27 protein-coding genes and 1 other annotated feature are annotated in these 26,751 nt (G+C 57.3%); of the genes, 11 read left to right on the forward strand and 16 right to left on the reverse strand.

Translation table 11 applies throughout. From position 1 onward, the window contains the following. Window positions 1–381: 381 nt before the first annotated feature. The 6 genes from NR795_RS09340 to fusA form a co-directional block, all read right to left on the reverse strand. Window positions 382–1,098 (reverse strand): ABC transporter ATP-binding protein, encoded by a 717-nt coding sequence (locus tag NR795_RS09340; protein WP_257758015.1) that lies wholly within the window; start codon window positions 1,096–1,098, stop codon window positions 382–384. After that, the gene (locus NR795_RS09345; protein WP_144817290.1) at window positions 1,095–1,970 is read right to left on the reverse strand and encodes an ABC transporter ATP-binding protein; all 876 of its coding nucleotides are present in this window, start codon (window positions 1,968–1,970) and stop codon (window positions 1,095–1,097) included. The genes NR795_RS09340 and NR795_RS09345 overlap by 4 nt, the downstream gene beginning before the upstream one ends. After that, the gene (livM, locus tag NR795_RS09350) at window positions 1,967–3,253 is read right to left on the reverse strand and encodes a high-affinity branched-chain amino acid ABC transporter permease LivM (protein WP_257758016.1); all 1,287 of its coding nucleotides are present in this window, start codon (window positions 3,251–3,253) and stop codon (window positions 1,967–1,969) included. Before livM ends, NR795_RS09345 begins: the two co-directional genes overlap by 4 nt. Window positions 3,254–3,264: 11 nt before the next feature. Further along, window positions 3,265–4,179: a branched-chain amino acid ABC transporter permease LivH gene (locus tag NR795_RS09355; protein WP_222888242.1), complete on the reverse strand. Its 915-nt coding sequence runs from the start codon at window positions 4,177–4,179 to the stop codon at window positions 3,265–3,267. Window positions 4,180–4,208: 29 nt separating this feature from the next. Then, complete coding sequence (locus NR795_RS09360; protein WP_144817287.1) at window positions 4,209–5,318, reverse strand: branched-chain amino acid ABC transporter substrate-binding protein; 1,110 nt, start codon at window positions 5,316–5,318, stop codon at window positions 4,209–4,211. A 261-nt stretch (window positions 5,319–5,579) separates the two neighbouring features. Further along, entirely contained in the window at window positions 5,580–7,685 is a 2,106-nt protein-coding gene (gene fusA, locus NR795_RS09365; protein WP_257758017.1) for an elongation factor G, read from the reverse strand. A 222-nt stretch (window positions 7,686–7,907) separates the two neighbouring features. Here fusA and NR795_RS09370 point away from each other — a divergent pair, with 222 nt between their 5' ends. Next, window positions 7,908–8,216 carry a helix-turn-helix transcriptional regulator gene (locus NR795_RS09370; protein WP_042389919.1) on the forward strand — a complete coding sequence of 103 codons (309 nt, stop codon included), beginning with the start codon at window positions 7,908–7,910 and terminating at the stop codon, window positions 8,214–8,216. A gap of 96 nt (window positions 8,217–8,312) precedes the next feature. Here the strand turns inward: NR795_RS09370 and NR795_RS09375 are convergent, their stop codons facing one another. The 4 genes from NR795_RS09375 to dacD all read right to left on the reverse strand — a co-directional run bounded on the left by NR795_RS09375 (window position 8,313) and on the right by dacD (window position 11,790). Then, on the reverse strand, window positions 8,313–8,654 hold the full coding sequence (locus NR795_RS09375) for a DUF496 family protein (protein ID WP_042389917.1): 342 nt from the start codon (window positions 8,652–8,654) through the stop codon (window positions 8,313–8,315). 166 nt (window positions 8,655–8,820) lie between these two features. Further along, complete coding sequence (locus NR795_RS09380) at window positions 8,821–9,879, reverse strand: FUSC family protein (protein WP_222888245.1); 1,059 nt, start codon at window positions 9,877–9,879, stop codon at window positions 8,821–8,823. Window positions 9,880–10,026: 147 nt separating this feature from the next. Next, on the reverse strand, window positions 10,027–10,500 hold the full coding sequence (gene sbmC, locus NR795_RS09385) for a DNA gyrase inhibitor SbmC (RefSeq protein WP_144817284.1): 474 nt from the start codon (window positions 10,498–10,500) through the stop codon (window positions 10,027–10,029). Window positions 10,501–10,620: 120 nt separating this feature from the next. Beyond that, on the reverse strand, window positions 10,621–11,790 hold the full coding sequence (gene dacD / locus NR795_RS09390) for a serine-type D-Ala-D-Ala carboxypeptidase DacD (protein ID WP_144817413.1): 1,170 nt from the start codon (window positions 11,788–11,790) through the stop codon (window positions 10,621–10,623). Between the two features lie 202 nt (window positions 11,791–11,992). Here dacD and sbcB point away from each other — a divergent pair, with 202 nt between their 5' ends. Then, window positions 11,993–13,417, forward strand: coding sequence for an exodeoxyribonuclease I (sbcB, locus tag NR795_RS09395; RefSeq protein ID WP_144817283.1), 1,425 nt, complete (start codon window positions 11,993–11,995; stop codon window positions 13,415–13,417). 53 nt (window positions 13,418–13,470) lie between these two features. On the opposite strand, the gene NR795_RS09400 is transcribed toward sbcB, so the two are convergent. The 4 genes from NR795_RS09400 to NR795_RS09410 form a co-directional block, all read right to left on the reverse strand. Beyond that, window positions 13,471–14,829 (reverse strand): APC family permease, encoded by a 1,359-nt coding sequence (locus tag NR795_RS09400; protein ID WP_222888250.1) that lies wholly within the window; start codon window positions 14,827–14,829, stop codon window positions 13,471–13,473. Beyond that, window positions 14,819–14,881, reverse strand: coding sequence for a membrane protein YoeI (gene yoeI, locus NR795_RS20715; RefSeq protein WP_103819469.1), 63 nt, complete (start codon window positions 14,879–14,881; stop codon window positions 14,819–14,821). The genes NR795_RS09400 and yoeI overlap by 11 nt, the downstream gene beginning before the upstream one ends. Window positions 14,882–15,092: 211 nt before the next feature. Further along, entirely contained in the window at window positions 15,093–16,022 is a 930-nt protein-coding gene (locus NR795_RS09405) for a LysR substrate-binding domain-containing protein (RefSeq protein WP_257758021.1), read from the reverse strand. A 42-nt stretch (window positions 16,023–16,064) separates the two neighbouring features. Continuing rightward, window positions 16,065–16,889 carry an SDR family oxidoreductase gene (locus tag NR795_RS09410; protein ID WP_144817280.1) on the reverse strand — a complete coding sequence of 275 codons (825 nt, stop codon included), beginning with the start codon at window positions 16,887–16,889 and terminating at the stop codon, window positions 16,065–16,067. 174 nt (window positions 16,890–17,063) lie between these two features. On the opposite strand from NR795_RS09410, the gene hisL reads away from it, so the two are divergent. The 9 genes from hisL (at window position 17,064) to hisIE (ending at window position 24,273) form a co-directional block, all read left to right on the forward strand. After that, window positions 17,064–17,114: a his operon leader peptide gene (gene hisL / locus NR795_RS09415; RefSeq protein WP_001364200.1), complete on the forward strand. Its 51-nt coding sequence runs from the start codon at window positions 17,064–17,066 to the stop codon at window positions 17,112–17,114. Then, window positions 17,090–17,213 (forward strand) — a sequence feature (His leader region). Its footprint overlaps the gene before it by 25 nt. A 35-nt stretch (window positions 17,214–17,248) precedes the next feature. Continuing rightward, a complete protein-coding gene (gene hisG, locus NR795_RS09420; RefSeq protein WP_144817279.1) occupies window positions 17,249–18,148 on the forward strand; it encodes an ATP phosphoribosyltransferase in 900 nt (299 codons plus the stop codon). Between the two features lie 5 nt (window positions 18,149–18,153). Continuing rightward, entirely contained in the window at window positions 18,154–19,458 is a 1,305-nt protein-coding gene (hisD, locus tag NR795_RS09425) for a histidinol dehydrogenase (protein WP_257758022.1), read from the forward strand. Next, window positions 19,455–20,516 carry a histidinol-phosphate transaminase gene (gene hisC, locus NR795_RS09430; RefSeq protein ID WP_144817277.1) on the forward strand — a complete coding sequence of 354 codons (1,062 nt, stop codon included), beginning with the start codon at window positions 19,455–19,457 and terminating at the stop codon, window positions 20,514–20,516. Before hisD ends, hisC begins: the two co-directional genes overlap by 4 nt. After that, on the forward strand, window positions 20,513–21,580 hold the full coding sequence (gene hisB, locus NR795_RS09435) for a bifunctional histidinol-phosphatase/imidazoleglycerol-phosphate dehydratase HisB (protein ID WP_144817276.1): 1,068 nt from the start codon (window positions 20,513–20,515) through the stop codon (window positions 21,578–21,580). Before hisC ends, hisB begins: the two co-directional genes overlap by 4 nt. Further along, window positions 21,580–22,170 (forward strand): imidazole glycerol phosphate synthase subunit HisH, encoded by a 591-nt coding sequence (hisH, locus tag NR795_RS09440; protein WP_257758024.1) that lies wholly within the window; start codon window positions 21,580–21,582, stop codon window positions 22,168–22,170. Before hisB ends, hisH begins: the two co-directional genes overlap by 1 nt. Continuing rightward, window positions 22,170–22,907, forward strand: a complete 738-nt coding sequence (gene hisA, locus NR795_RS09445) for a 1-(5-phosphoribosyl)-5-[(5-phosphoribosylamino)methylideneamino]imidazole-4-carboxamide isomerase (protein WP_238085116.1) — start codon at window positions 22,170–22,172, stop codon at window positions 22,905–22,907. The genes hisH and hisA overlap by 1 nt, the downstream gene beginning before the upstream one ends. Continuing rightward, window positions 22,889–23,665 carry an imidazole glycerol phosphate synthase subunit HisF gene (gene hisF / locus NR795_RS09450; protein WP_144817273.1) on the forward strand — a complete coding sequence of 259 codons (777 nt, stop codon included), beginning with the start codon at window positions 22,889–22,891 and terminating at the stop codon, window positions 23,663–23,665. The genes hisA and hisF overlap by 19 nt, the downstream gene beginning before the upstream one ends. Next, entirely contained in the window at window positions 23,659–24,273 is a 615-nt protein-coding gene (gene hisIE, locus NR795_RS09455) for a bifunctional phosphoribosyl-AMP cyclohydrolase/phosphoribosyl-ATP diphosphatase HisIE (RefSeq protein ID WP_238085117.1), read from the forward strand. The genes hisF and hisIE overlap by 7 nt, the downstream gene beginning before the upstream one ends. A gap of 42 nt (window positions 24,274–24,315) precedes the next feature. On the opposite strand, the gene wzzB is transcribed toward hisIE, so the two are convergent. Together wzzB and ugd are read right to left on the reverse strand one after the other, a co-directional pair. After that, window positions 24,316–25,299, reverse strand: coding sequence for an LPS O-antigen chain length determinant protein WzzB (gene wzzB, locus NR795_RS09460; RefSeq protein WP_257758026.1), 984 nt, complete (start codon window positions 25,297–25,299; stop codon window positions 24,316–24,318). A gap of 230 nt (window positions 25,300–25,529) precedes the next feature. Beyond that, window positions 25,530–26,696, reverse strand: coding sequence for a UDP-glucose 6-dehydrogenase (ugd, locus tag NR795_RS09465; protein WP_257758027.1), 1,167 nt, complete (start codon window positions 26,694–26,696; stop codon window positions 25,530–25,532). Window positions 26,697–26,751 lie beyond the last annotated feature (55 nt).

The following is a 26,751-nucleotide window of genomic DNA, read 5'->3' on the forward strand; positions in this document are numbered from 1 at the left end:
ATCTTTCAGATAAGATGGGACTATTAATTCAAGGCTTTTTATTACTAACAACGAGGCCTGCAAGTAAAGGCATTACCGTAAGTTTTCACCAAACGTATAAAAGCACAACATAAAAACAAAGCACCCAATACCTTTTCTATTAAAATCAATAAAATGAAAAACAAACAATTTCCACATCACGATGTCTAAAAATAGGTTTACCGCAAGAAAACATCTAAAAGCATTAAAATAGTAGAGCACTAGAAATTTAAATTGCATACCCCGTACCTAAAACGCACGTTGCCGCATTAATTTAATACGGTTAACGCTTAATACACCTTATCTAACGGGAGATTCACGCCCAACTATTAGCAATATAATCGACAGGCAGGAATGCGAGGATTAAACCCCGCCGAGGTAGGCTTTTCTCACGTCGGGGTCCGCCAGCAGCTCTGCGCCGCTGCCGCTGAGGCGGATCTCGCCGTTGACCATCACATAGGCGCGGTCAGAGAGCCTCAGGGCGTGGTTGGCGTTCTGCTCCACCAGAAACAGCGTCATTCCTTTTTGGGTAAGCTCGCGCAGCACCTGGAAAATCTGCTTCACCACCAGCGGAGCCAGGCCAAGGCTGGGCTCATCCAGCAGCAGCAGCCTTGGGCGGCTCATCAGCGCCCGAGCGATGGCCAGCATCTGCTGCTCGCCGCCGGAAAGGGTCATTGCCCGCTGGCTACGCCGCTCTTCCAGCAACGGAAAGATGTCGTACATCCGCGCCCTGTCCTCTTTCTGGTAGCGATCGCCAATCGGGATGGTCCCCATCAACAGGTTCTCCTCTACCGTCATGTCGGGAAAGATGCGCCGTCCCTCCGGAGCCTGGGCGATGCCGTTGCTGGCGATAAAGTGGGTGGATTTATGGCTGATATCCTCCCCACGATAGCGTATCTCCCCGCTGGCGATGCGCGGCTGACCAAAGACCGACATCAGCAGCGTCGACTTGCCCGCGCCGTTGGCACCAATCAGCGAAACGGTTTCGCCTTCGTTTACCGTCAAAGAGACGCTCTTCAACGCCTGAATTGGGCCGTAGAAAACATCGACCCGGTGAAACTCAAGCAGCGGCTGGCTCATCGATCTATCGCCTCCTCGTCAGTCCCCAGATAGGCAGCAATGACGCTGGCATTGGTCTGGATCGCCTCTGGCGTCCCGCGCGCGATAACGTTGCCGTGGTCGAGAACGATCACCCAGTCGGCAATCGACATCACCATGCCCATGTCGTGCTCAATCAGCAGCACCGTGACCCCATGCTGTTGGCGCAGGGTCCGCACAATTTGGCTCAGGGCATGGGTCTCGACGGGGTTCAGCCCCGCCGCAGGCTCATCCAGGCAGATCATCTCCGGCCCGGTGCACATGGCGCGAGCGATCTCCAGCCGACGCTGCTGTCCATAGGAGAGCGTCCCGGCCAGCCGGTTGGCGCACTCCACCATCTCGACCACTTCCAGCCAATAGAAGGCCCGATCCAGAGCCTGATTCTCGGCCCGGCGGTAGCCAGGCGTATTGAGGATCCCGGCGATAAGATTGCGGTTAGCCTGCATGTGCTGGGCCACCAGCAGGTTCTCTACCACCGACATCTCGCGAAACAGGCGGATATTCTGGAAGGTGCGCGCCAGTCCGGCGCGGTTCACCAGATGAGTGCCGCCAAACATCTTGTAGCCTATCCGGGACAGCAACCGGCGCGGATGAAGAAAATCACCTGCCCGCAGCGTCTGGCCCAGCACCTGCACAATGTCGGTGGTGCGCGATCGCGTCTCCAGCAGGATCGATCCACCGGAAGCCTGATAAAACCCAGTCAGGCAGTTGAATACCGTGGTTTTCCCCGCGCCGTTGGGGCCAATGAGGGCGGTGATCGAGCCGCGCTCAACCTCCAGGCTGACGTTGTTGAGGGCTTTGATCCCACCGAAGTGCATCATCAGGTTGTCCACGCGTAAGATGGCGTCGCTCATGGCGCAACGCCTTTACGCACGGCGAATCCGGCCCGGCTGGTACGCACCAGACCGCGCGGCCGCCAGATCATCATCAGCACCATCAGCACGCCAAACAGCAGCACCCGGTACTCGGCGAAATCCCGCAGCAGCTCCGGGGCGACGGTGAGGATAAACGCCGCCAGCACTACGCCGAGCGTGGAGCCCATCCCGCCCAGCACCACAATAGCGAGGATCAGCGCCGACTCAAAAAAGGTAAACGAGGTGGGGTTAACAAAGCCCTGGTAGGTGGCAAAGAAGACACCGGCGATCCCGGCGGTGGAAGCGCCGAGCATAAACGCCGACAGCTTGACCAGAACGTGGTTTAGACCCAACGAGCGGCAGGCGACCTCATCCTCCCGCAGCGCCTCCCAGGCGCGGCCGACAGGCATGGTGGTCAGGCGATGTTTAATAAACAGCACTACTACGACAACCAGAATCAGCACCGCGTAGATAAAGATAAACTTGAGGTTGGGGTTATAGGTAATGCCAAAAAATTCATGAAAGGGAACGCCGCCGTCTCGCGCTCGGCGGCTAAACTCCAGGCCTAAAAAGGTTGGCGCGGGTGCGGAGATGCCGTTTGGCCCGCCGGTAAAGCTCACCCAGTTGTTGAGCACCAGGCGAATGATCTCCCCGAAGCCAAGGGTGACAATCGCCAGGTAGTCGCCGTGCATCCGCAACACCGGAAAACCCAGCAGCGCCCCGGCCAGCGCCGCAATAATCGCCCCCAGGGGCAGCATCACCCAAAACCCCAGGCCAAGATACTGATACCCCAGCGCCAAACCATAGGCACCGATGGCATAAAACGCGACGTAGCCGAGGTCCAGCAGCCCGGCCAGGCCCACCACGATGTTGAGCCCCAGCCCGAGCAGAACATAGATCAGCCCGAGGATCGCGACGGTCAGAAGGTATTTACTGGCAACAAAGGGAAACAGCATCGCCAGCACCAGCAGCAGCGGACCCATCCAACGTAGGTGGGAGATATGATCCGGAGAGCGCACAAAGACCCCATCGTTGGCGCTTTCAAAGTGGCGGGTAAATTGTCGCCCGCGCGTCGTTTGCAGCGCCAGGCTCAGCAGAAAGCGTCCGGCCATGACGATCGCTACCAGCATTGCGACGCGTCCCGGAGCCAGATTAAAGCTGTAACCTTTAAGCACCACACCAACAATCGGCCCGAACACTACCAGCGCGCACAGCCCGGCCAGGAGGGTATCCCGCAGGCACTGCATCATATCCAGCCGGGGTTTTATCGCCGCATCCGTCATGCTCGCGCTCCTCATACCTTCGCCACCACCGGGCGGCCCAGCAGCCCCTGCGGGCGGAAAATCAGAATGGCAACCAGCAGCGCAAAGGAGAAGACGTCCTTATAGTCAGAGTTGACCAGCCCCGCGAACTGCGCTTCGGCCACCCCCAGCAGCAGACCACCCAGCATTGCGCCGGGCAGCGAGCCGATCCCGCCCAGCACGGCGGCGGTAAAGGCTTTAATGCCGATGATAAAGCCAATATAGAAATCAAAGGTGCCGTAGTTCATGGTGACCAGCACCCCGGCCAGCCCCGCCATCGCCGCTCCCATCACAAACACCAGCGAGATAACCCTATCGGTATTGATACCAAGGATCGACGCCATCCGCCGATCCTGCTGCGTGGCCCGGCAGATGCGCCCCAGCCGGGTAAACTGAATTATCCAGGTAAGCAGCAGCATCCCCGCCAGCGCCGCCAGCAGAATGAATATTTTGGTCCAGGTGATCTGCACGATGCCATCCCCGACGTCCAGGCGCAGCACGCCGGTCAGCAGGGTTGGGATCCCCTGCTGATTGGGTCCCTGAGCGATCTGGACATAGTTTTGCAGGATCAGCGACATGCCAATCGCCGAGATCAGCGGCGCGAGGCGCGTGGAGTTGCGCAGCGGCCGGTAGGCGATACGCTCAATGGTCCAGCCGTAGACGCCGGTAACCACCACGGTGAAGATAAGGGTGCCGAAGATCAGCAGTGGGAACGAGTGCAGACCAAACCACGACAGCAGCCCGAGACCGATGGCACAGAGGTAGGCCGAGATCATATAGACCTCGCCGTGGGCAAAGTTGATCATGCCGATGATGCCGTAGACCATGGTGTAACCGATGGCGATTAGGCCATACACCGCGCCCAGCGTCAGGCCGTTGATAAGCTGCTGCAAGAAGAATGCATCCATGGTGAACGCCCTCGCCCCGGTAGATGGGATTACAGCTGATGATATTTACCTTTGTCGTCCCACTGATAGACAACGTAGTCAGAGACTTTAAGATCGCCCTTTCCGTCCCAGGCTTTCGGCCCCATCACCGTATCGACGCTGTTGGATTTCAGCCAGGCGCTAGCCTTCTCGTTGTCTTTGCCGACGGCGTTATAGGCGGCGGCGATAGCCTGAATGGAGGCGTAGGCATAGAGGGTGTAGCCTTCTGGCTCAAAGCCTGCACCGCGGAACTTCTCAATGACCGCTTTTCCCGCCGGGATGGTGCGGGGATCTTTACCGAAGGTCATCAGCACGCCGTTGGTGAACTGCGCCCCGCCTGCCGCCGTGACCAGCTCTTCAGTGACTACGCAGTCACCGGAGAAAAATTTCGCCTCTACGCCCTGCTCGCGCATCTGGCGTATCAGCGGCCCGGCCTCGGGATGGCAGCCGCCAAAGTAGACCACGTCAGGCTTTAGCGCGCCCACTTTGGTGACCAGCGCGTTGAAATCTTTTTCGCCCCGGGAGAGGCCTTCATACAGCACCTCTTTGGTGCCGCGTTTCGCCAGCGCGGCACGCATCGCGTCCGCCAGTCCCTGACCGTAGGTATCTTTGTCGTGGATCACGGCAACTTTTTTTGCCTTCAGCACGTCGAGAATATAGTTTGCCGCTACCACGCCCTGCTGATCGTCGCGGCCACACATGCGAAACATGTTCTGCATGCCCCGCTCGGTAATCTGTGGGTTGGTGGAGCCAGGGGTAATGGTCAGAACGCCCGCTTCGTCATAGACCTCGGACGAGGGCATCGTGGAGGAGGAGCAGAAGTGGCCGACCACGGCGGAGACCTTCTCTTCGTCTACCAGCCGGTTGGCCACCGCCACCGCCTGCTTGGGTTCGCAGGCGTCATCTCCCTGCACCAGCACGATCTTCTCGCCCTTGATGCCGCCTGCGGCGTTGATATCCGCCGCCGCCTGGGTTGCGCCCTTCCAGTACTGCGCCCCATAGGTGGCGTTAGGGCCGGTAAATGGCCCGGCAACGCCGATGGTGATATCCGCCTGCGCATAAAACGCAGCACCCAGGCCGCTCAGCAGAGCAAGCGGTAACGTAAGCGTTTTGATAGACATGTGTTAATCCTCAGCACGGTTCAGAACCCGCCGCCAGCAGCGGCGTGGAAGAGGTCGCCATCACATGGCTGGCTGGGCTACGCGGTGTCCGGACCGTCCAGAATCTTAAACATAGCTGTGGGAAAGTGAGGCTGCGCACCCCGCTTGTACAAATTTGCAGCGGAGATCACTGAGTTGAGCGATTTTACCGCTACGCAAAAGAAGCGCGCCCCGGCAGGGTTAGCCATACCGGGGCGCGTTTAGCGAGGATCGGTCAGTGAATCAGGCGGTTTTAGCCCGGCTGGCGATAATGCTCTCCGCCACGTTTCGCGGCGCTTCCGCGTAGTGGTGGAACTCCATGCTGTAGGTGGCGCGTCCCTGGGACATTGAGCGCAGCGTCGTCGAGTAACCGAACATCTCCGCCAGCGGTACGTCGGCGCGGATGATCTGGCTCCCGAACCGCTCATCCATTCCCTGAACCATGCCGCGACGGGACGAGAGATCCCCCATCACGTTGCCGGCATACTCCTCCGGGGTCTCTACCTCAACGTGCATAATCGGCTCCAGGATCGCCGGATCGGCGCGTTTCGCCCCCTCTTTGAAGCCGAAAATGGCCGCCATTTTGAAGGCCAGCTCCGAGGAGTCGACATCATGATAGGAGCCAAAGGTCAGGGTCGCCTTGATATCCACTACCGGATAGCCCGCCAGCACGCCGCTGTTGATCGCCTCCCGCAGGCCCTTCTCCACCGAAGGGATAAACTCCCGCGGTACGACCCCGCCCTTGGTGGCATCCTCGAAGATAAACCCTTTGCCTCCCTCCAGCGGCTCCAGCGTCAGCACGACATGGCCGTACTGCCCTTTACCGCCGGACTGGCGGACAAATTTGCCTTCGATATCCTTAACCGTTTTGCGGATCGTCTCCCGGTAGGTTACCTGCGGACGACCAATGTTCGCCTCCACGCCAAACTCTCGGCGCATGCGGTCGACGATGATCTCCAGATGCAGCTCACCCATGCCGGAGATAATGGTCTGACCCGACTCCTCGTCGGTATGCAGATGGAACGAGGGATCCTCCGCTGCCAGCCGCTGCAGGGCGATGCCCATCTTCTCCTGATCCGCCTTGGTTTTTGGCTCAATTGCCAGGGAGATCACCGGATCGGGAAACTCCATGCGTTCAAGGGTGATCACCGCATCCGGGGCGCACAGGGTATCGCCGGTGGTGACATCCTTCAGTCCGACGCAGGCGGCGATATCCCCGGCCCGCAGCTCGTCCACCTCGTGGCGATCGTTGGCGTGCATCAGCACAATGCGCCCGATGCGCTCCTTCTTGCCCTTAATCGGGTTCCACACCGCATCGCCTTTTTTCAGCACGCCGGAGTAGACACGGATAAAGGTGAGCTGGCCCACGTAGGGATCGGTCATCAGCTTGAAGGCCAGGGCGGAGAACGGCTCGCGATCGTCCGGATGGCGCTCGGCGGTTGCCCCCTTCTCATCGACGCCTTTAATAGCCGGAATATCAAGTGGGGATGGCATCAGCTCCACCACGGCGTCAAGCACGCGCTGTACCCCTTTGTTTTTAAATGCGCTGCCGCAGAGTACGGGCTGGATCTCACCGGCCACGGTGCGGGCGCGCAGGCCGCTGATAATCTCCGCCTCCTCCAGATCGCCGTTTTCCAGATACTTATCCATTAACTCGTCATTGGCTTCCGCCGCTGCGGAGACCATTTTTTCACGCCACGCTTTCGCCGTGGCCAGCAGCTCGTCCGGCACCGGCGCATAGCTGAACGCCATCCCCTGGCTGGCGTCGTCCCAAATGATTTCCCGCATCTTAATGAGATCGATTACGCCGGTGAAGTGCTCTTCCGCCCCGATGGGGATCACAATCGGTACCGGATTTGCCTTCAGGCGGTCGATCATCATCTGCACCACGCGGAAGAAATCCGCGCCGGGCCGGTCCATCTTGTTGACGAACGCCAGCCGGGGGACATGATACTTGTTGGCCTGCCGCCAGACGGTCTCCGACTGGGGCTGCACGCCGCCCACGGAGTCGTAGACCATCACCGCGCCGTCCAGCACGCGCATGGAGCGCTCAACTTCAATGGTGAAGTCGACGTGGCCGGGGGTGTCGATGATATTGATCCGGTGCGGCTCAAAGCCCCGATCCATACCGGGCCAGAAGCAGCTTACGGCCGCAGAGGTAATGGTAATTCCGCGCTCCTGCTCCTGCGCCATCCAGTCTGTCGTCGCTGCGCCATCGTGAACTTCACCCAGCTTATGGCTCATGCCGGTGTAAAACAGGATCCGTTCAGTGGTGGTGGTTTTGCCGGCATCAATGTGGGCAGAAATACCAATGTTGCGATAGCGTTCGAGGGGGATGGGTCGGGGCATGATGCGTCCTTAGTCAGTTTGACTGTTAGCGGCCAGTGCGGCCATTCGGGTTTAACGTCCTCATCATAGTCCAACTGTACGAGTATATTCGAACTATTTTAGCTATAGTTATGGATGATAATCTCGCCGCCGCTGCCGCATGGCACTCGCCGTTGGGTTTAGGTATAGTATGCGTTAGCCAGCTCGCTGGTCACTATTTGTGCTTATTGACTCAGGAACACTATGATTGCCAGCCATCCCGATCGGGCAAAAATCCGCCTCGAAAATGTACTGTTCGCGCTGGGAAATCCGCTGCGCCTGGAGATCGTCAGAACGCTGGCAGATGAAGGAGAGCAGGCCTGCGGGTCGCTGCGCAAGGACGTGGCCAAATCGACCATGACCCACCACTGGCGCGTGCTGCGCGATAGCGGCGTGATCTGGCAGCGCCCGCAGGGCCGGGAAAATCTGATCTCGCTGCGCCGTGACGATCTTGACGCCCGTTTTCCAGGGCTAATGGATATCCTGCTCAATGCCATTCATGCCGAGCAGTAGTTAACGAGCAGTAGTTAAACGGTTTGCGAGGTAAGTCAGGAACGCGGAAGGGGTAAAACGCCGGGTGGCAGCGTTGCCAGACCCGGCTTAAAAACGTTACTCGTCTTTCGCTTCAACCGCGGCGTGTTTCAGTTCGCCCATCGTTTTCAGCTTTTTAGAGATTTCACGGCGCTCTTTCGAGATCTCAGCGTTTTTGATGATGTAGTCATCTACGCGGTCCTCGTAGTCGGTCTTCATGCTGGCGATGATGCCCTGGATCGCTTCAACGCTCATGCCCGGCTTGATGTAGTCGCTCAGGTTATCCAGCAGCAGAACGCGTTTCTGGTTATCGCGGATTTTTTTCTCAACGTCCTGAATTTCACGCTGAAGTTTGTTCTTACGGCGGAACAGACGTACAAACTCCAGAACGTCCTGGAATGAAGGCTTAGTAGTTTCCATTTTTACACCCCTGCTAATATCAGATTCGGATTCGTTAAAGCAACCGCTGTAGGGTAAACATACTTTTAGGCGTTGCTGATGACAATGATTTTATCCCTCTAAATATCATAACGCTAAATCAGGCTGAATCGAAACAACCGGCTGCTGATTCATTTACGGATGCAGCTTATTTGCGCAGCGCCCGGCAGATAAGATGCGAAAGCAGCTCCAGCTGCCGCGCCAGCTCCATGCTTAACCACACGTAGCTGTGCATCGGAGTTTCCGCTAATGGCTCATCTTTATGCTGTTGGATCAGCTCCCGCAGCTCCACCACTATCTCGTTAAGCCGCTCGCTGTTGGCAAGAATCGGCTGCGGATTACCTTCGTAGAGCGCATGGGCGATGGTCAGCAGCGTTTGCTGCGTCATGGTCTGGGTCTCGCGGATCGTCCGGGCGTTAAGCATCACGAAGTGGCTGGCCCGCGACGCCCAGTGGGCGTTGATCTGCAGCTCAAGCATACACACCATGTTGCGGCTTACGGTCTGAATAGCTTCGAAAATCGCTTTCTGAATGTGCGTCTCTTTGCTGGCAGGCACAATCAGGCCGCGCATCTTTACGACATCATTGAGAATGTTTTGCAGATGCTTCTCCAGCCGCGGGCGCTCCACCAGGTTCGGTGAGAAGCCCGCCTGGTAGACACGGTTGAAGTTGGTGACGTAGTTCGCCATCTGGATACGCCAGTGCAGAAAAGCCCGCTGCGGCCAGATACCGGTAAACAGCATTGCCAGCAGCGAGCCTAAAATAACGTCTCCGCCTCGCCACAGCGCAATTTGCATATCTCCCGCCGGTGCACCCACCACAACCGCAAGCGTAATACCGATCAGCAGCGCCTGGTAGGGCTTCTTGCCCAGCGCCAGCCAGCCACAGAGAAACATCGCGGCGGCGCACCAGAGCAGCATCAGCGGCAGAGAGATCACTTCCAGCTTCAGGGCTATCAGCCCTAGCGCCGAACCGAAGATAGTGCCACCGATACGTTCGAAGGCACGCGGCACGACGTTACCCCAAAAGGAGATAGGCCCCATAATCACCACCAGGGTAATCAGCGGCCAGGTGCCCTCAGGAATGTTTAGCAGGCGCACCAGCAGAAAGGTGAGAATAAACGCCAGCGCTATTCTGGCCCCATGCACAAGGCGATAGTGGCGGTATAAGCGTATTTCAAAAGGGCTAAGTGATTTGTCGGTGCGCACCACGCTCTCCGGCTAAGACGTCCAAAGGCGCAATTGTAGCGAATTTTCGCGCCGGGGCCCTGGCGTTGTGACCGAAAGCCCCGTAAAAGCTGCTTTTAATGATTAAAATCAGTAAACAGGCTGACAGGATCAACGGTAAGCGGACGCTTAAAGTGACTTCGGCTCAACGGGAATGTGCATCTCAACGTCCCAGTAGCCGCTACTGCTGTCTGCATTCAGGTAGCGCTCAAAGCAGGGCCGGGCCGCTATCTGGTAGTAGGCATCCGGGAGCAGGCTGTCAAAAAAGAGATCCCAGGTTTTTTCAAACTCTTCGTTATAGACCCGCGCCCGGGCCACAGCATACTGACCGCCGGGCAGCTCGCTCAGGATCACTCCCTCGCTGTTTTCCGGAACGGTGAACCCTTCGGGCACTGAAATAACCGTGTCGGCACGCAGTTTCTCCGGCGGGACTTCGTCGGGGTTATCGTAGTAGACGGCGATCCACTCCTGCGGCTGGAGATGATTACTTTGCACCCACAGAGTAAGCTGTGCAAAACCCTGCTTAACGGTCTTTTCCCACGGACCCACCAGATGAAACCCGGCAATGGTGCGCTTATCGAGCTGTTTGATACTGTAGTCCATGCTGCCTCCGCGATGATTGCTGTATGGATATACACTCTCTCTTTTTAAGGGCTTACTGTCACCCCTGAACTGTTCAGTATGCGAGCAGACTCGCAGAGTTGCCAGCCTGCCCGCGCTCTCTTACAGCACGTGGTGCAGATAGTCGCTCATACGTGAGAAAACGCCGCCTTTCTCAATCGCTTCCAGAGTGACCAGCGGTGAGCGGGCAACCAGCTTGCCGTTATCATATAGCTCCACCTCGCCCACCTGCTGGTTCGCGGGCATCGGCGCTTCCAGCTCTTTACCGTTCAGCACGTACTTGGCTTTGATGTGGTCCAAATCGGCCTTGGGCAGTGCCAGCCAGAAGTCGCGGTCCGTACCCAGCGCCACCTTCTCTTTATCGCCGTACCAGACGCGCTCGCTTCCTACCTGTTTCCCTTTATGCAGGATCTGTACGGTATCAAAGTTATCATCGCCCCAGTGCAGCAGCTTACGTGCCTGCTCCTCACGACCTTTCGGGCTTTCACCGCCCATCACGACCGCGATCAGCCGCCGCTGGCCGTTAACGCTGGAAGCAATAAGGTTAAAGCCCGCCCCGGAGGTGTGGCCGGTTTTTAGACCGTCGACGTTGAGCGACTTGTCCCACAGCAGGCCATTACGGTTCTGCTGGGTGATACCGTTCCAGGTGAGGCTCTTCTCGCTATACATGTGGTAGAACTCGGGCTCACCGTGAATGATGGCTCGGGAAAGTACGGCCAGATCGTAGGCCGAGCTGTGCTGGCCCGGTGCATCCAGACCGTGGACGGTCTCAAAGTGGGTATCGCGCAGGTTGAGCTTCTGCGCGTAGCTGTTCATCATCTTCACAAACTGCGGCTGGCCGCCAGCAACATAGTCCGCCAGCGCCACGCAGGCGTCGTTGCCGGAGTCAACGATCAGGCCACGGCTCAGATCGCGCACCGTGATGCGATCCCCCGGCTTGATAAACATCAGCGAGGAGCCATCAAATACCGGATTTCCCTTTGCCCAGGCGTCTTTACCAACGGTAACAATATCGTCCGGCGTGATGCGCTTGCTATCGATAGCGCGGTCAACCACGTAGCCGGTCATCAGCTTAGTGAGGCTAGCCGGGTTACGCTGCTGGTGTTCATTGCCTGCGGTCAATATCTGCCCCGTGGTGTAGTCCATTAATACCCAGGCACCGGCCTGGATCTGCGGAGGCTGTACAGTAAAAGAGGGGCTGGCAGCCAGGGCAGAATTCACGCAAACAGCAAGGAGGGAGACGGCAACAAACAAACGGCGTTTCAAGAGGATATCCTTAAGGTGTGACAAAAGAGCTGACCTTTGTACGGAAAATCTTGTGTCGAATCCTGGAACAATTGCAAACAAATGTGACAGCGAAGAGGTACGCGGCGGAAGCAGGCACGCAGTTCGGGTAAAAACAGCGCTTTTATTTCTGTTTAGCGGGCGGCATGGTTTACCATAAAGAGGTGATATAACAACAGGACAATATCAGGTGTCAGATTCCGCTGCGCAGCCAACTTTTCTTTTCCACGACTACGAAACCTTCGGAACCAGCCCGTCGCTGGACCGGCCGGCACAGTTTGCCGCCCTCCGCACCGATGAGGATTTCACGCCGATTGGCGAGCCGGAGGTGTTTTACTGCCAGCCTGCCGATGACTATTTGCCGCAGCCGGAAGCCGTGATGATCACCGGCATTACGCCGCAGATCGCCCTGGAAAAAGGTGACAACGAAGCCGCCTTTGCGAAGCGTATCCACGATATCTTTACCGTGCCGGGCACCTGCGTGGTGGGCTATAACAACGTTCGCTTCGATGATGAAGTCACCCGCAACGTTTTCTACCGCAACTTCTATGACCCCTATGCCTGGAGCTGGCAGCACGGTAACTCCCGCTGGGATCTGCTGGACGTGATGCGTGCCTGCTACGCGCTGCGCCCGGAAGGCATCAACTGGCCGGAGAACGATGACGGCCTGCCCAGCTTCCGCCTTGAGCATCTGACGCAGGCCAACGGCATCGAGCACAGCAACGCCCACGACGCGATGGCGGACGTCTACGCGACCATTGCCATGGCGCAGCTGGTTAAAGCCCGCCAACCCAAGCTGTTTAACTACCTCTACGCCTATCGCAGCAAGCAGAAGCTGACCACGCTGATCGACGTGCCGCAGATGAAACCGCTGGTGCATGTTTCCGGTATGTTCGGTGCCCATCGCGGCAATACCAGCTGGGTTGCGCCGCTGGCCTGGCACCCCGAGAACCGAAACGCGGTGATCATGGTCGACCTGGCGGGGGATATGTCTCCTCTGCTGGAACTGGACGCCGACGCCCTGCGCGAGCGCCTCTATACGCCTAAAGCGGATCTGGGCGACGAGTCCCCCGTACCGGTGAAGCTGGTGCACCTCAATAAGTGTCCGGTGCTGGCGCAGGCGAATACCCTGCGTCCGGAAGACGCCGATCGGCTGGGTATCAACCGTCAGGCGTGCCTGGCGAACCTGCAAATTCTGCGCGACAACCCAGAGGTGCGGGAAAAAGTGCTGGCTATCTTCGCCGAAGCCGAGCCGTTTGTACCGTCGGATAACGTTGACGCCCAGCTCTATAACGGCTTCTTTAGCGACGCCGATCGTGCAGCGATGAAAATCGTGCTGGCGACCGATCCGCAGAACCTGCCGGCGCTGGATATTACCTTTGCCGACAAGCGCATTGAGAAGCTGCTGTTTAACTACCGGGCACGCAATTTCCCCGGCACGCTGGATGAAAACGAGCAGCAGCGCTGGCTCCAGCATCGGCGTAACGTTTTTACACCAGAATTTTTGCAGGCCTGGGCGGAAGAGCTGGAGACGCTCTACCAGCAGCACGCGGGGGATAGTGAAAAACTCGCCCTGATCAAAGCCCTGTATCAGTACGCGCAAGAGATTGTATAAACAAAAAAGCCAGCTTCTCAGCTGGCTTTTCTTTTTACTTACGGCTTAGCGCATTACGCAACGTCTTCGTACTGCGGGACCGGGTTGCGGAAGCTTTTAGTCACGCAGGCCAGGTAAACCAGACCGATACCGCCCCAGATCAGACCCAGAATCATTGAGCTCTCTTCCAGGTTCAGCCACAGCGCACCTACGGTCAACGCACCGCACAGCGGCAGGATCAGGAACTGGAAGTGATCTTTCAGCGTCTTGTTACGCTTCTCACGGATCCAGAACTGTGAAATCACCGACAGGTTAACGAAGGTAAAGGCTACCAGCGCACCGAAGTTGATCAGCGCCGTCGCAGTCACCAGGTCAAAGTTAATCGCCAGCAGGGCAATCGCGCCCACCAGCAGCACGTTCCAGGCCGGGGTGCGCCATTTCGGGTGCACGTAGCCAAAGAAGCGGCTCGGGAATACGCCGTCACGGCCCATCACATACATCAGGCGGGAAACGCCTGCGTGCGCTGCCATGCCAGAAGCCAGTACGGTAATGGTCGAGAAGACCAGCACGCCGAACTGGAAGGTTTTACCCGCCACGTAGAGCATGATTTCCGGCTGAGACGCGTCAGGATCTTTGAAGCGGCTGATATCCGGGAAATAGAGCTGCAGGAAGTAGGAGGCCACGATAAACACCAGGCCGCCAATCAGCGCTGTCAGGAAGATCGCTTTCGGGATCACGCGCTCGGCGTCTTTGGTCTCTTCCGACAGAGAAGAGATGCCGTCGAAGCCCAGGAACGAGAAGCACAGAATGGTCGCACCGGTGATCATCGGCACCACGTGCGCGCCTTCAGACCAGAACGGACGGGAGCTGGTCAGCGTACCCGCACCTTCACCGTGCGCCACGCCGTAAACAATCAGGCCGACGATGGCTGCCACAATACCCATCTGCAGAATAACAATCAGGGTGTTGAAGTTAGCTACGGATTTAATGCTGCGCAGGTTCGAGATGGTCATAAAGGCCACCAGCGCCACCACAAAGATCCACGACGGCACGCTGGGCACCAGCGCTTCGAAGTAGATTTTAGCCAGCAGGATGTTGATCATCGGCATGAACAGGTAGTCCAGCAGCGACGACCAGCCCACCATAAAGCCAACCGCCGGGCTAATGGATTTTTGGGCATAGGTGTAGGCTGAGCCAGCGGACGGGAAACGACGCACCAGTTTACCGTAGCTCAGGGCAGTAAAGAGAATAGCCACCAGCGCAAACGCATACGCGGTCGCGACATGACCATCGGTCAGACCAGAGACAATGCCGAACGTATCGAACAGCGTCATCGGCTGCATATAGGCAAGACCCATCATAACAACCGGAATCAACGTAAGCGATTTACGCAGTTCCACGCGAGAGGTTTTTGGAGTAACGTTATGCGACATGGTCAGCCCCCATTACGGCGAATGCCGTCGCAATAGCAAAAAATTGCCCCATTTTGTTTCTTTCCTCAGCGACAACGACTGTCGGTTTTTAAATGTGTATCTATCCGGTACGAAGCCCGGCCTCTTGGTTTTAAATGACGTTTTGATGCAAAAAAATAACCGACGCGTTTAACGTCGGTTAGTGTCATTTTTTGCAGGCGACATATTTTGCCCCAAACTGAGGCGCGATGACAAGATGGCATACACCCATCAGGCCATCTTTTTTAACGCACGCCTGATTCACGGCCGCTCACCGGAATGTAAACGCCAGCGATCGCACTATTTGCTAAAATTTCCGTGCACCACCATCCGCTTGCCAGCCCTGCGGTCTGCTCATTCCAGCCCATCCAGACCGGTTCGGCTGAGATTGGCGCGACCACCTGCTTCTCTACCAGCGCGCCGCTATTTAAGAAAAGCTGCGCCATATAGCGTGGCAAATAGCCACAGCCAAGACCGCCAATCAGCAGATCCAGTTTAGCCTTAAAATCAAAAACGGTGATCGCCTCCTGATCCTCCAGCAGCAGCTGGGAGCGTGAGCAGCCCGGCCGCGCTTCGCCAACGACAATAGCGCGATGGCGTTTGATTACCCTCCGGGGGAGCGGCTCCGCAGCCCCAGCCAGCGGATGATGGGGCGCAACGGCAAAGACCTGCTCAAGGCTGCCAAGCCTGGCAAAGCCAAATCCGCTGAGCGGCGGTGGGTCGTGCAGCGCACCGACGATAATATCGGCCCGCCCCTGAATTAGCGCCTCCCACGATCCCGACAGTACGCCATTAATAAACGCCAGCCGGGTTACGCTGTGCTGCAGATAGAAGGCATCGATAAGCGGTAAAAGCAGGGAGAAGGGAAAGGTGTCATCCACACCAATAGTAAGATGGCTCTCCCAGCCCTCGTTGAGCTTGATGGCCTGCTTCTCCAGCTCGCGCACCGTGTGCAGCACCTCCCTCCCCTTATCCAGCAGCATCTGGCCGGTGCGGGTAAACCTGGCCCGATGGCCGCTGCGGTCGAGAAGCTGAATATTAAGATCGCTCTCCAGCTTATGCACGGTGTAGCTCAGCGCAGAGGGCGTTTTGTAGAGCTTCGCCGAGGCCGCAGCAAAGCTGCCCTCTTTTTCGAGGGCATCAAGGATAACGAGAACATCCAGCAATGGTTTCATGTTCGCCCCATAGGGTGTGCGACCAGTCCCCAGGCTGCTGCCCTACTCCATCGGCATGATCAGCGGATCGGGATACTGATATTCGAACCCTAATTCATTGGTGATGCGGCTCCCGTCAACAAGCTTGCCCTTGCTGTCAGCGTCGCTCTCGGTAAACTGCGGCGGCGCCAGGCCCAGCTGGCGAGCCATCACCGGGTAAAATTCAGATCGCGCAGGGTGCTTAGGCGCGCAGAGGTTGTAGATATGCCCCCCCTTCGGCGACTGCAATAACAGCGTAATCGCGGCGATAACGTCTTCCAGGTGCACCAGATTAACGCCCTGGCTGCCATTGGGAGCCGTTTTACCGGCGAAGAAGCGCCCCGGATGGCGACCCGGCCCGACCAGCCCGGCAAGCCGAAGGATATCCACCGACGTACCCGGCAGGTTGTGCAGCCACTCCTCCAGCTCTTTCAAGGTGCGCCCGCTGTGGGTCACCGGCTGAAGCGGCATGCTCTCTTTGACGGTGCCCTCTGCGTTACCGTATACCGACGTCGAGCTGGTAAAGATAATGCGCGGAATACGCCTCGCCAGCGCGCTGTCGACAATCTCCTGCACCGCCTGCAGATAGAACGTGTCCCCGCTGCCGCTCCGTCGGGCGGGCAGCGTGACCACCAGCGCATCCACGTTCATCAGCGCTTCCAGGTCGTCAGCGTCACACACCAGCTCCGGCTCAAGCTTCAGCGGATAGCTTTCAATACCGCACATGCGCGCCGCTTCGACGCCGTCGTGGGTCGTTTTACTGCCGGTAACCTGCCAGCCCTTTGACTGCAGCGAGAGCGCCAGCGGCATCCCCAGCCAGCCTAAACCGACAATCGCGACTTTTTTCATCCTTAATTCTCCCGGCTTTCATACGTTAGGATTAAGGCTACGCCAGGCAAGGGCAACTGACAATTCAGAAGGCAAGATGAAATGATGTAATGATGTAAAAAAGCCCTTGCTTTCAGCGGGCAAAGTGGTTTAGGTTAATTGACAAGACATGAATAAGCATTCATTGGAAATTTTATGACACGCGTTCAATTTAAACACCACCATCATCACCATCATCCTGACTAGTCTTTCAGGCGATGTGTGCTGGAAGACGTTTGGATCTTCCAGTGGTGCATGAACGCATGAAAAAGCCCCCGGAAGATCCTCTTCCGGGGGCTTTTTTTTGAACCTAATTCAGGCAGGATAAGAGGATAAGTAGAATGTTAGATAACTCCCGTTTACGCATAGCTATGCAGAAATCTGGCCGCTTAAGCGATGATTCACGCGAACTGCTGGCCCGCTGCGGCATCAAAATTAATCTGCACACGCAGCGTCTGATTGCGCTGGCAGAGAATATGCCCATCGATATTCTGCGCGTACGTGACGACGACATTCCGGGGCTGGTCATGGACGGCGTGGTGGATCTCGGCATTATCGGCGAGAACGTGCTGGAAGAGGAGTTGCTGACCCGTCGCGCACAGGGCGAAGACCCGCGCTACTTTACCCTGCGCCGTCTCGATTTTGGCGGCTGCCGCCTGTCGCTGGCCACCGCCGTTGACGAGCCGTGGGACGGCCCGGCAGCATTGAACGGTAAACGTATCGCGACCTCCTATCCGCACCTGCTGAAGCGCTACCTCGATCAGAAAGGCGTCGCGTTTAAATCCTGTCTGCTGAACGGCTCGGTCGAAGTGGCCCCGCGCGCGGGTCTGGCCGATGCTATCTGTGACCTGGTCTCGACCGGGGCGACGCTCGAAGCCAACGGCCTGCGTGAGGTAGAGGTGATCTATCGCTCGAAAGCCTGCCTGATCCAGCGCGACGGCGAGATGCCGGCGGCCAAGCAGCAGCTGATCGACAAGCTGCTGACCCGTATCCAGGGCGTTATCCAGGCCCGCGAATCAAAATACATCATGATGCATGCTCCGACCGAGCGTCTTGACGAGGTGATTGCCCTGCTGCCAGGCGCTGAACGTCCGACCATTCTGCCGCTGGCAGGCGACCAGCAGCGCGTAGCAATGCACATGGTCAGCAGCGAAACGCTGTTCTGGGAAACCATGGAGAAGCTGAAGGCGCTGGGGGCCAGCTCTATTCTGGTGCTGCCGATTGAGAAGATGATGGAGTAATGGCCATGAGCTTCAATACCGTTATCGACTGGAACACCTGTAGCGACGAGCAGCAGCGCGATCTGCTGATGCGTCCGGCAATCTCCGCCTCGGAAAGCATCACCCGCACGGTGGTAGAGATCCTCGACAATGTAAAAGCACGCGGCGACGACGCCCTGCGTGAATACAGCGCTAAATTTGATAAAACCGAGGTCGGCGCGCTGAAGGTCACCGCGCAGGAGATCGCCGACGCCAGCGCCCGCCTGGGTGATGATATCAAGCAGGCGATGGCCGTGGCGGTGAAGAACATCGACACCTTCCACCAGGCGCAAAAGCTCCAGCCTGTGGATGTGGAAACCCTGCCTGGCGTGCGCTGCCAGCAGGTGACCCGCCCGATAGCCTCCGTAGGCCTCTATATTCCCGGTGGCTCCGCGCCGCTGTTCTCAACGGTATTGATGCTGGCCACGCCGGCGCGCATCGCGGGCTGTCAGCGGGTAGTGCTCTGCTCGCCGCCGCCGATTGCCGATGAGATCCTCTATGCCGCCAGTCTCTGCGGCGTGCAGGAGGTCTTCAAGGTGGGCGGGGCGCAGGCCATCGCCGCCCTGGCCTTTGGCACCGAATCGATCCCCTCGGTGGATAAAATTTTTGGCCCTGGCAACGCTTTCGTAACCGAAGCCAAGCGCCAGGTCAGCCAGCGGCTGGACGGGGCGGCGATTGATATGCCTGCCGGTCCGTCTGAGGTACTGGTGATTGCCGACAGTGGCGCAACGCCGGATTTCGTCGCCTCGGATCTGCTCTCCCAGGCCGAACACGGCCCGGATTCGCAGGTGATCCTGCTGACGCCGGACACACAGATGGCTGAAGCAGTAGCCGACGCCGTTGAGCGCCAGCTGGCCGAGCTTCCGCGCGCCGACACCGCCCGCCAGGCGCTGGCCGCCAGCCGGCTGATCGTCGCGAAGGATCTTGCCCAGTGCGTAGCTATCTCCAACGCCTACGGCCCGGAACACCTGATTATTCAGACGCGCGACGCCCGCTCGCTGGTAGACAGCATCACCAGCGCGGGATCGGTGTTTCTCGGCGACTGGTCGCCGGAGTCGGCGGGCGACTATGCATCGGGGACCAACCACGTGCTGCCGACCTACGGCTATACTGCCACCTGCTCCAGCCTCGGGCTGGCGGATTTCCAGAAGCGCATGACGGTGCAGGAGCTGTCCCGGGAGGGCTTCTCGGCGCTGGCGGCGACCATTGAGACCCTGGCGGCGGCCGAGCGTCTGCACGCCCACAAGAATGCCGTTACCCTGCGCGTTAACGCCCTCAAGGAGCAAGCATGAGCATCGAAGACTTAGCGCGCGAGAACGTGCGAAACCTGACGCCCTATCAGTCCGCTCGTCGCCTGGGCGGCAAAGGCGACGTCTGGCTGAACGCCAACGAGTTCCCTACTCCGGTGGCCTTTGAGCTGACCCAGTCATCGCTCAACCGCTACCCGGAGTGCCAGCCGAAAGCGGTGATTGAGGGTTACGCCCGCTATGCCGGTCTGCAGCCGGAGCAGGTGCTGGTCAGCCGCGGCGCGGACGAAGGTATCGAGCTGCTGATCCGCGCCTTCTGCGAGCCAGGCAAGGACGCGGTGCTCTACTGCCCGCCGACCTACGGCATGTACAGCGTGAGCGCCGAAACCTTTGGCGTTGAGGCGCGCACCGTTCCGGCGCTGGAGAGCTGGCAGCTCAATCTGGAGGGCATCTCTGAGTCCCTCGATGGGGTAAAGCTTATCTATGTGTGCAGCCCCAACAACCCGACCGGGCAGATTATCGACCCGCAGGATATGCGTGCCCTGTTAGAGATGACCCGTGGAAAAGCACTGGTGATTGCCGACGAGGCCTACATTGAGTTCTGTCCGCAGGCGACGCTCAGCGGCTGGCTGGCGGACTATCCGCACCTGGTGATCTTACGCACGCTGTCGAAAGCCTTTGCGCTGGCCGGTCTGCGCTGCGGCTTTACCCTCGCAAGCCAGGAGATTATCGCCCTGCTGCTGAAGGTGATTGCCCCCTACCCGCTCTCGACCCCGGTCGCCGAGATCGCCGCTCAAGCCCTCTCCCCAGCGGGCATTGAGGCTATGCAGGGCCGGGTGGCGCAGATCCTCAATGAACGCCGCTATCTGGTTGAGCAGCTGCGCACGATTCCCTGCGTGGAAACGGTATTCGATTCAGAAACCAACTATATTCTGGCGCGCATCACCGCCTCCAGCGCGGTATTTAAATCCCTGTGGGATCAGGGCATTATTCTACGCGATCAAAACAAACAACCCTCTTTAAGCGGCTGCCTGCGGATCACCATCGGTACCCGGGAAGAGAGCCAGCGCGTCATCGACGCCCTACGTGCGGAGCAAGTATGAGCCAGAAGTACCTTTTTATTGACCGTGACGGCACCCTGATTAGCGAGCCGCCGAGCGACTTTCAGGTCGATAGCTTTGAAAAACTGGCCTTTGAGCCAGATGCCATCCCGGTGCTGCTCAAGCTGCAGGCGGCAGGCTTTAAGCTGGTGATGATCACCAATCAGGATGGACTGGGCACGGCCAGCTTCCCGCAGGAGCACTTTACCGGCCCGCACAACCTGATGATGCAGATCTTCACCTCCCAGGGCGTGATCTTTGACGAGGTGCTGATCTGTCCGCACCTGCCCGCCGACGAGTGCGACTGCCGTAAGCCGAAGGTGAAGCTGGTTGAAGGCTATCTCGCCAACGAGGCGCTGGATAAGGCCAACAGCTACGTGATTGGCGATCGAATGACGGACGTGACCCTGGCCGAAAACATGGGTATCACCGGCCTGCGCTACGATCGAGAAACGCTGAACTGGCGCGCCATTGGCGACCAGCTGACCAAACGCGACCGCTACGCCCACGTCGAGCGTAAGACCAAAGAGACGCAGATTGACGTGAAGGTATGGCTGGATCGCGAAGGCGGCAGCAAAATTAACACTGGCGTGGGTTTCTTTGATCATATGCTGGATCAGATTGCCACTCACGGCGGTTTTCGCATGGAGATTCAGGTCAAGGGGGATCTCTACATTGACGATCACCACACCGTGGAAGACACCGGCCTGGCGCTCGGCGAGGCGCTGAAGCTGGCCCTCGGCGACAAGCGCGGCATTAACCGCTTTGGCTTTGTCCTGCCGATGGACGAGTGCCTGGCCCGCTGCGCGCTGGATATCTCCGGGCGTCCGCACCTTGAGTACAAGGCCGAGTTTACCTACCAGCGCGTGGGTGACCTGACCACCGAGATGGTTGAGCACTTCTTCCGCTCACTCTCCTACACCATGGCCGTCACCCTGCACCTGAAAACCAAGGGCAAGAACGATCACCATCGCGTGGAGAGCCTGTTTAAGGCCTTTGGCCGTACGCTGCGTCAGGCGATCCGTGTGGAAGGCGATACCCTTCCCTCCTCGAAAGGAGTGCTGTAATGAACGTGGTGATCCTTGATACCGGCTGCGCCAACCTGCACTCGGTAACCTCTGCGATTGCCCGCCACGGCTACCAGCCGGTGGTGAGTCGCGATCCGGACGTGGTGCTGCGCGCCGATAAGCTCTTTTTACCTGGCGTAGGGACGGCACAGGCTGCGATGGATCAGATCCACCAGCGCGAACTGGTGAACCTGATCCGAGCCTGCACCCAGCCGGTGCTTGGGATCTGCCTCGGCATGCAGCTGTTGGGCAGCCGCAGCGAAGAGACCCACGGCGTAGAGCTGCTGGGAATTATCGATGAGCCAGTGGTTAAGATGGAGGACGTCGGTCTTCCTTTACCGCACATGGGCTGGAACCGCGTCTACCCGAAAGCGGGCGATCGCCTGTTTCGCGGCATTGAGGATGGGGCTTACTTCTACTTCGTGCACAGCTACGCCATGCCGGTGAATGCCCAGACCATCGCCCAGTGTCACTACGGCGCGCCCTTCACCGCCGCCGTGCAGAAAGATAACTTCTACGGCGTCCAGTTCCACCCGGAGCGCTCCGGTGCGGCGGGCGCGCAGCTGCTGAAAAACTTCCTGGAGATGTAATGATTATTCCAGCGTTAGACTTAATTGATGGCACGGTAGTCCGCCTGCATCAGGGGGACTACGCGCAGCAGCGCGACTACGGTAACGATCCGCTGACCCGCCTGCAGGGCTATGCCGCCGAAGGCGCAGAGGTGCTGCACCTGGTCGATCTGACCGGGGCGAAAGATCCGGCTAAGCGGCAGATCCCGCTGATTAAAACCCTGGTAGCTGGCGTAAACGTGCCGGTGCAGGTCGGCGGCGGGATCCGCACGGAAGAGGACGTTGCCGCCCTACTGGAAGCAGGCGTTGCCCGCGTGGTAGTCGGATCGACGGCGGTAAAATCCCCTGAGGTCGTTAAAGGCTGGTTCACGCGCTTCGGCGCAGAGGCGCTGGTGCTGGCGCTTGACGTACGCATCGACGCCGAGGGCGTGAAGCAGGTGGCGGTCAGCGGCTGGCAGGAGAACTCCGGCGTATCGCTGGAAGAACTGATTGAAACTTATCAGCCCGTGGGCCTGAAGCACGTCCTGTGCACGGATATCTCTCGCGATGGCACCCTTGCAGGCTCCAACGTCTCGCTGTATGAAGAGGTGTGCGCCCGCTATCCGCAGATCGCTTTTCAATCCTCGGGCGGCATCGGCGGGCTACAGGATATCGCCGCCCTACGTGGTACTGGGGTGCGCGGGGTGATCGTTGGCCGGGCGCTGCTGGAAGGCAAATTTAACGTAACGGAGGCGATCCAATGCTGGCAAAACGGATAATTCCCTGTCTGGACGTGCGCAACGGCCAGGTAGTAAAAGGCGTGCAGTTCCGCAACCATGAGATCATTGGCGACATCGTCCCCCTGGCGAAGCGCTATGCAGAGGAAGGCGCGGACGAGCTGGTGTTTTACGATATCACCGCCTCCAGCGATGGACGCGTCGTGGATAAGAGCTGGGTCTCCAGCGTAGCAGAAGCGATCGATATCCCCTTCTGTGTAGCGGGTGGGATTAAATCCGTTGACGACGCGGCACAGATCCTCTCCTTTGGCGCGGACAAGATCTCTATTAACTCACCGGCCCTGGCCGACCCGGAGCTGATCACCCGCCTCGCCGACCGCTTTGGCGTGCAGTGTATCGTCATCGGCATTGATACCTGGTTTGATGAAGCCACCGGCAAATATCACGTTAATCAGTATACCGGTGACGAGAGCCGTACCCGCGTCACTACCTGGGAGACGCTGGACTGGGTGCAGGAAGTCCAGAAGCGTGGCGCGGGTGAAATCGTGCTTAACATGATGAACCAGGACGGGGTGCGTAACGGATACGATCTGGTGCAGCTGAAGAAGGTGCGCGAGGTCTGCCATGTTCCGCTGATCGCCTCCGGTGGCGCGGGAACCATGGAGCACTTCCTGGAAGCCTTCCGGGATGTTGACGTCGACGGGGCGCTGGCCGCATCAGTGTTCCACAAGCAGATTATTAATATTGGTGAACTGAAAGCGTACCTGGCACTGCAGGGCGTGGAGATAAGGATATGTTAACAGAGCAACAACGCAGCCTGCTGGACTGGACCAAAACCGATGGGCTGCTGCCTGCCGTGATCCAACATGCGGTATCCGGCGAGGTGTTAATGCTGGGCTATATGAACCAGCAGGCGCTGGCGAAGACCGAAGAGAGCGGGCTGGTCACGTTCTACTCGCGCACCAAACAGCGCCTGTGGACCAAGGGTGAAACCTCCGGCAACGTGCTTAATGTGGTCAGTATCACGCCGGACTGTGACAACGACACGCTGCTGGTGCTGGTCAATCCCGTCGGTCCAACCTGTCATACCGGCACCACCAGCTGCTTTGGTGAAGAGAAGAGCCATCAGTGGCTGTTCCTCTACCAGCTGGAGCAGCTGCTGGCAGCGCGCAAAAGCGCCGATCCTGCCAGCTCCTACACGGCGAAGCTCTACGCCAGCGGCACCAAGCGTATCGCCCAGAAGGTCGGGGAAGAAGGGGTTGAAACCGCCCTCGCCGCTACCGTTAACGACCGCGAAGAGCTGACTAACGAAGCCTCCGATCTGATCTACCACCTGCTGGTACTGCTGCAGGATCAGGATCTGGACATGACGGCCATCATTGAAAACTTGAGAGCGCGGCACAAGTAGTACCGCAGAGATAAAAAAACCGGGCAAGCCCGGTTTTTTTTATTACGCTTTCGGCTGGTAGTTTCGCAGCGCGTTGCGGGTAAGGACGTAGCCGGAGCCAAGGATAAGACCCAGCAACACGGCCATAATCAGTGTTAACGCGCGTTTCGGGCTATCACGCCATATTGGCAGAGTAGGCTTCATAACGTAGCGGTAGCTGTGCATATTGGACGGATCGGGCTTCAGACGTGCAATATCCAACAGGTTTTTGCGCATCTGGTAATAGCTTTCCGGATAAACTAACGGTCGGGATGCTTCATTTTTAACCATAGATTCCAGCGCTTCCCCACCCAGCAGGAAGAGCGTATCCTGCGTTACCTCTTGGGTTTGCTGCACCTGTGGATTCTTAATTTGCGCCTCTTGTGCGACCTTCAACGCCTCTGAGATCTGTTTCAGGCGCAGATCTTTCTGTTCCTGAGCCACCTTCTCCTGGGTCGCTAATAGTGCAACCAGTTCATTTGTGCGCGACTTAATGTTTACTGAGAGATCCAGGTCGAGTTCGTCAGCGATCTGTTCGTCTACCTGCTGAATGTACTGGGCCAGCGTTTTCTGTGCATTTTCTGCAGAATCGCCCTGATAAGTAAGTTTTAACGGCAGGGCCTGCCCGCGCACCGCAGAGTCGATAGTGAGCTTTTCAGGCTCCTCCTGGTTTTCTAAAATTTCCGATAGTGCAGAGAAAGCAGCATTAAAGCGACCTATAACGCGCTGCTGGATATTATCGATATCGGCAGATGAGACCCCGTTAAGGACGCTCATTGCGTTGGTGTAGCCAGTAATCTGACCCGCATCCGGCATAGTGATAACTGCCGTTGAGGTCCATTTCTCTTTAGCCACAGTCAAATACACTGCTGCTAATGCCAGGGTAGCAACCACAAAAATTGCAATTGTCCATTTGCTGCGCCAAAGCTGCAGCAGAAGATCAATCATATCAACTTGTTCAGGATTGTAATTTCCCTTTCTTACCACATCATTGTCGTTGTGCGTCATAGCAACCTTTGTGATGAAAGCGCAAGTAACCGTTACGTTTAGCGTAGTTTACCCAAGGCGTTTTTTTTTACTATAAGATTCATTCTAATTCATTACCTGAATGTTGCAGAGTCAGTGTTCACCCCCATCCAGGTGTACAAAATATGAACAATTCAAGCACATAGCCCGACAAACTGAACAAAAAAAAGCCTGATGCTTGGCATCAGGCTTTTGCCTTCCAGAACGGTACATTAGTCATTGCCAAACAGATCGCGGGTGTAAACTTTTTCTGCAACGTCAAGTAACTCTTCCGCCATACGATTTGAGATAATAACGTCGGCCTCTTGCTTGAAGGCAGTGATATCACGCACAACACGTGAGTTGTAGAACTGTTCTTCTTTCATTACCGGTTCGTAGATAATAACTTCGACACCTTTCGCTTTGATACGCTTCATAATGCCCTGAATGGATGAGGCACGGAAGTTGTCAGAGCCGCTTTTCATGATCAGCCGATAAACCCCAACCACTTTCGGCTGGCGCGCCAATATCGCATCGGCAATAAAATCTTTACGGGTGCGGTTGGCTTCGACAATAGCCGAAACAATGTTGTTTGGTACGGATTTATAGTTAGCAACCAGCTGCTTGGTATCCTTCGGTAAACAGTAACCGCCATAGCCAAAGGAAGGGTTATTATAGTGATTGCCAATACGGGGATCGAGACACACCCCTTCAATAATCTGTCGGGTATTTAAACCCAGGCTTTCAGCGTAGCTGTCCAGCTCATTAAAGTAAGCCACGCGCATCGCCAGATAGGTATTAGCAAAAAGCTTAATGGCTTCGGCTTCGGTTGAGTCGGTAAACAGAACGGGAATATCGGTTTTAATCGCGCCCTCTACCAGCAAGGCAGCAAAACGCTCAGCACGCAGCGACTGCTCGCCGATGACAATCCGGGAGGGATGCAGGTTATCGTACAGCGCCCGCCCTTCACGCAGGAACTCCGGGGAGAAGATAACGTTATCAATGTCCAGCGTCTCTTTAATTTTTTGCGTAAAGCCAACGGGAACCGTTGATTTGATAACCATCACCGCATTGGGATTAATTTCATTTACATCCTTGATGACGGCTTCAACGCTGGTCGTGCAAAAGTAGTTGGTTTTCGGATCGTAATCCGTAGGCGTAGCAATAATCACATAATCTGCATCACGATAGGCATCGTACTTATCGGTAGTGGCGCGAAAATTGAGCGGCTTGGTTTTAAGATATTCCTCAATTTCTTTATCAGCAATCGGCGACTTTTCCTGATTCAGCAGATCCACTTTTTCTTGCACGATATCCAGCGCAACAACTTCATGATTCTGGGCAATTAAAATGCCGTTGGAGAGGCCTACATAACCTGTACCGGAGATGGTAATTTTCATACGTTTGACTTTTTCTCGTTAAAGAACGTAGTGCCTGAAAACGACACAGCCAGTG

The sequence above is a fragment of the Pseudescherichia sp. L3 genome, assembly GCF_024656065.1.
Lineage (GTDB): Bacteria > Pseudomonadota > Gammaproteobacteria > Enterobacterales > Enterobacteriaceae > Pseudescherichia.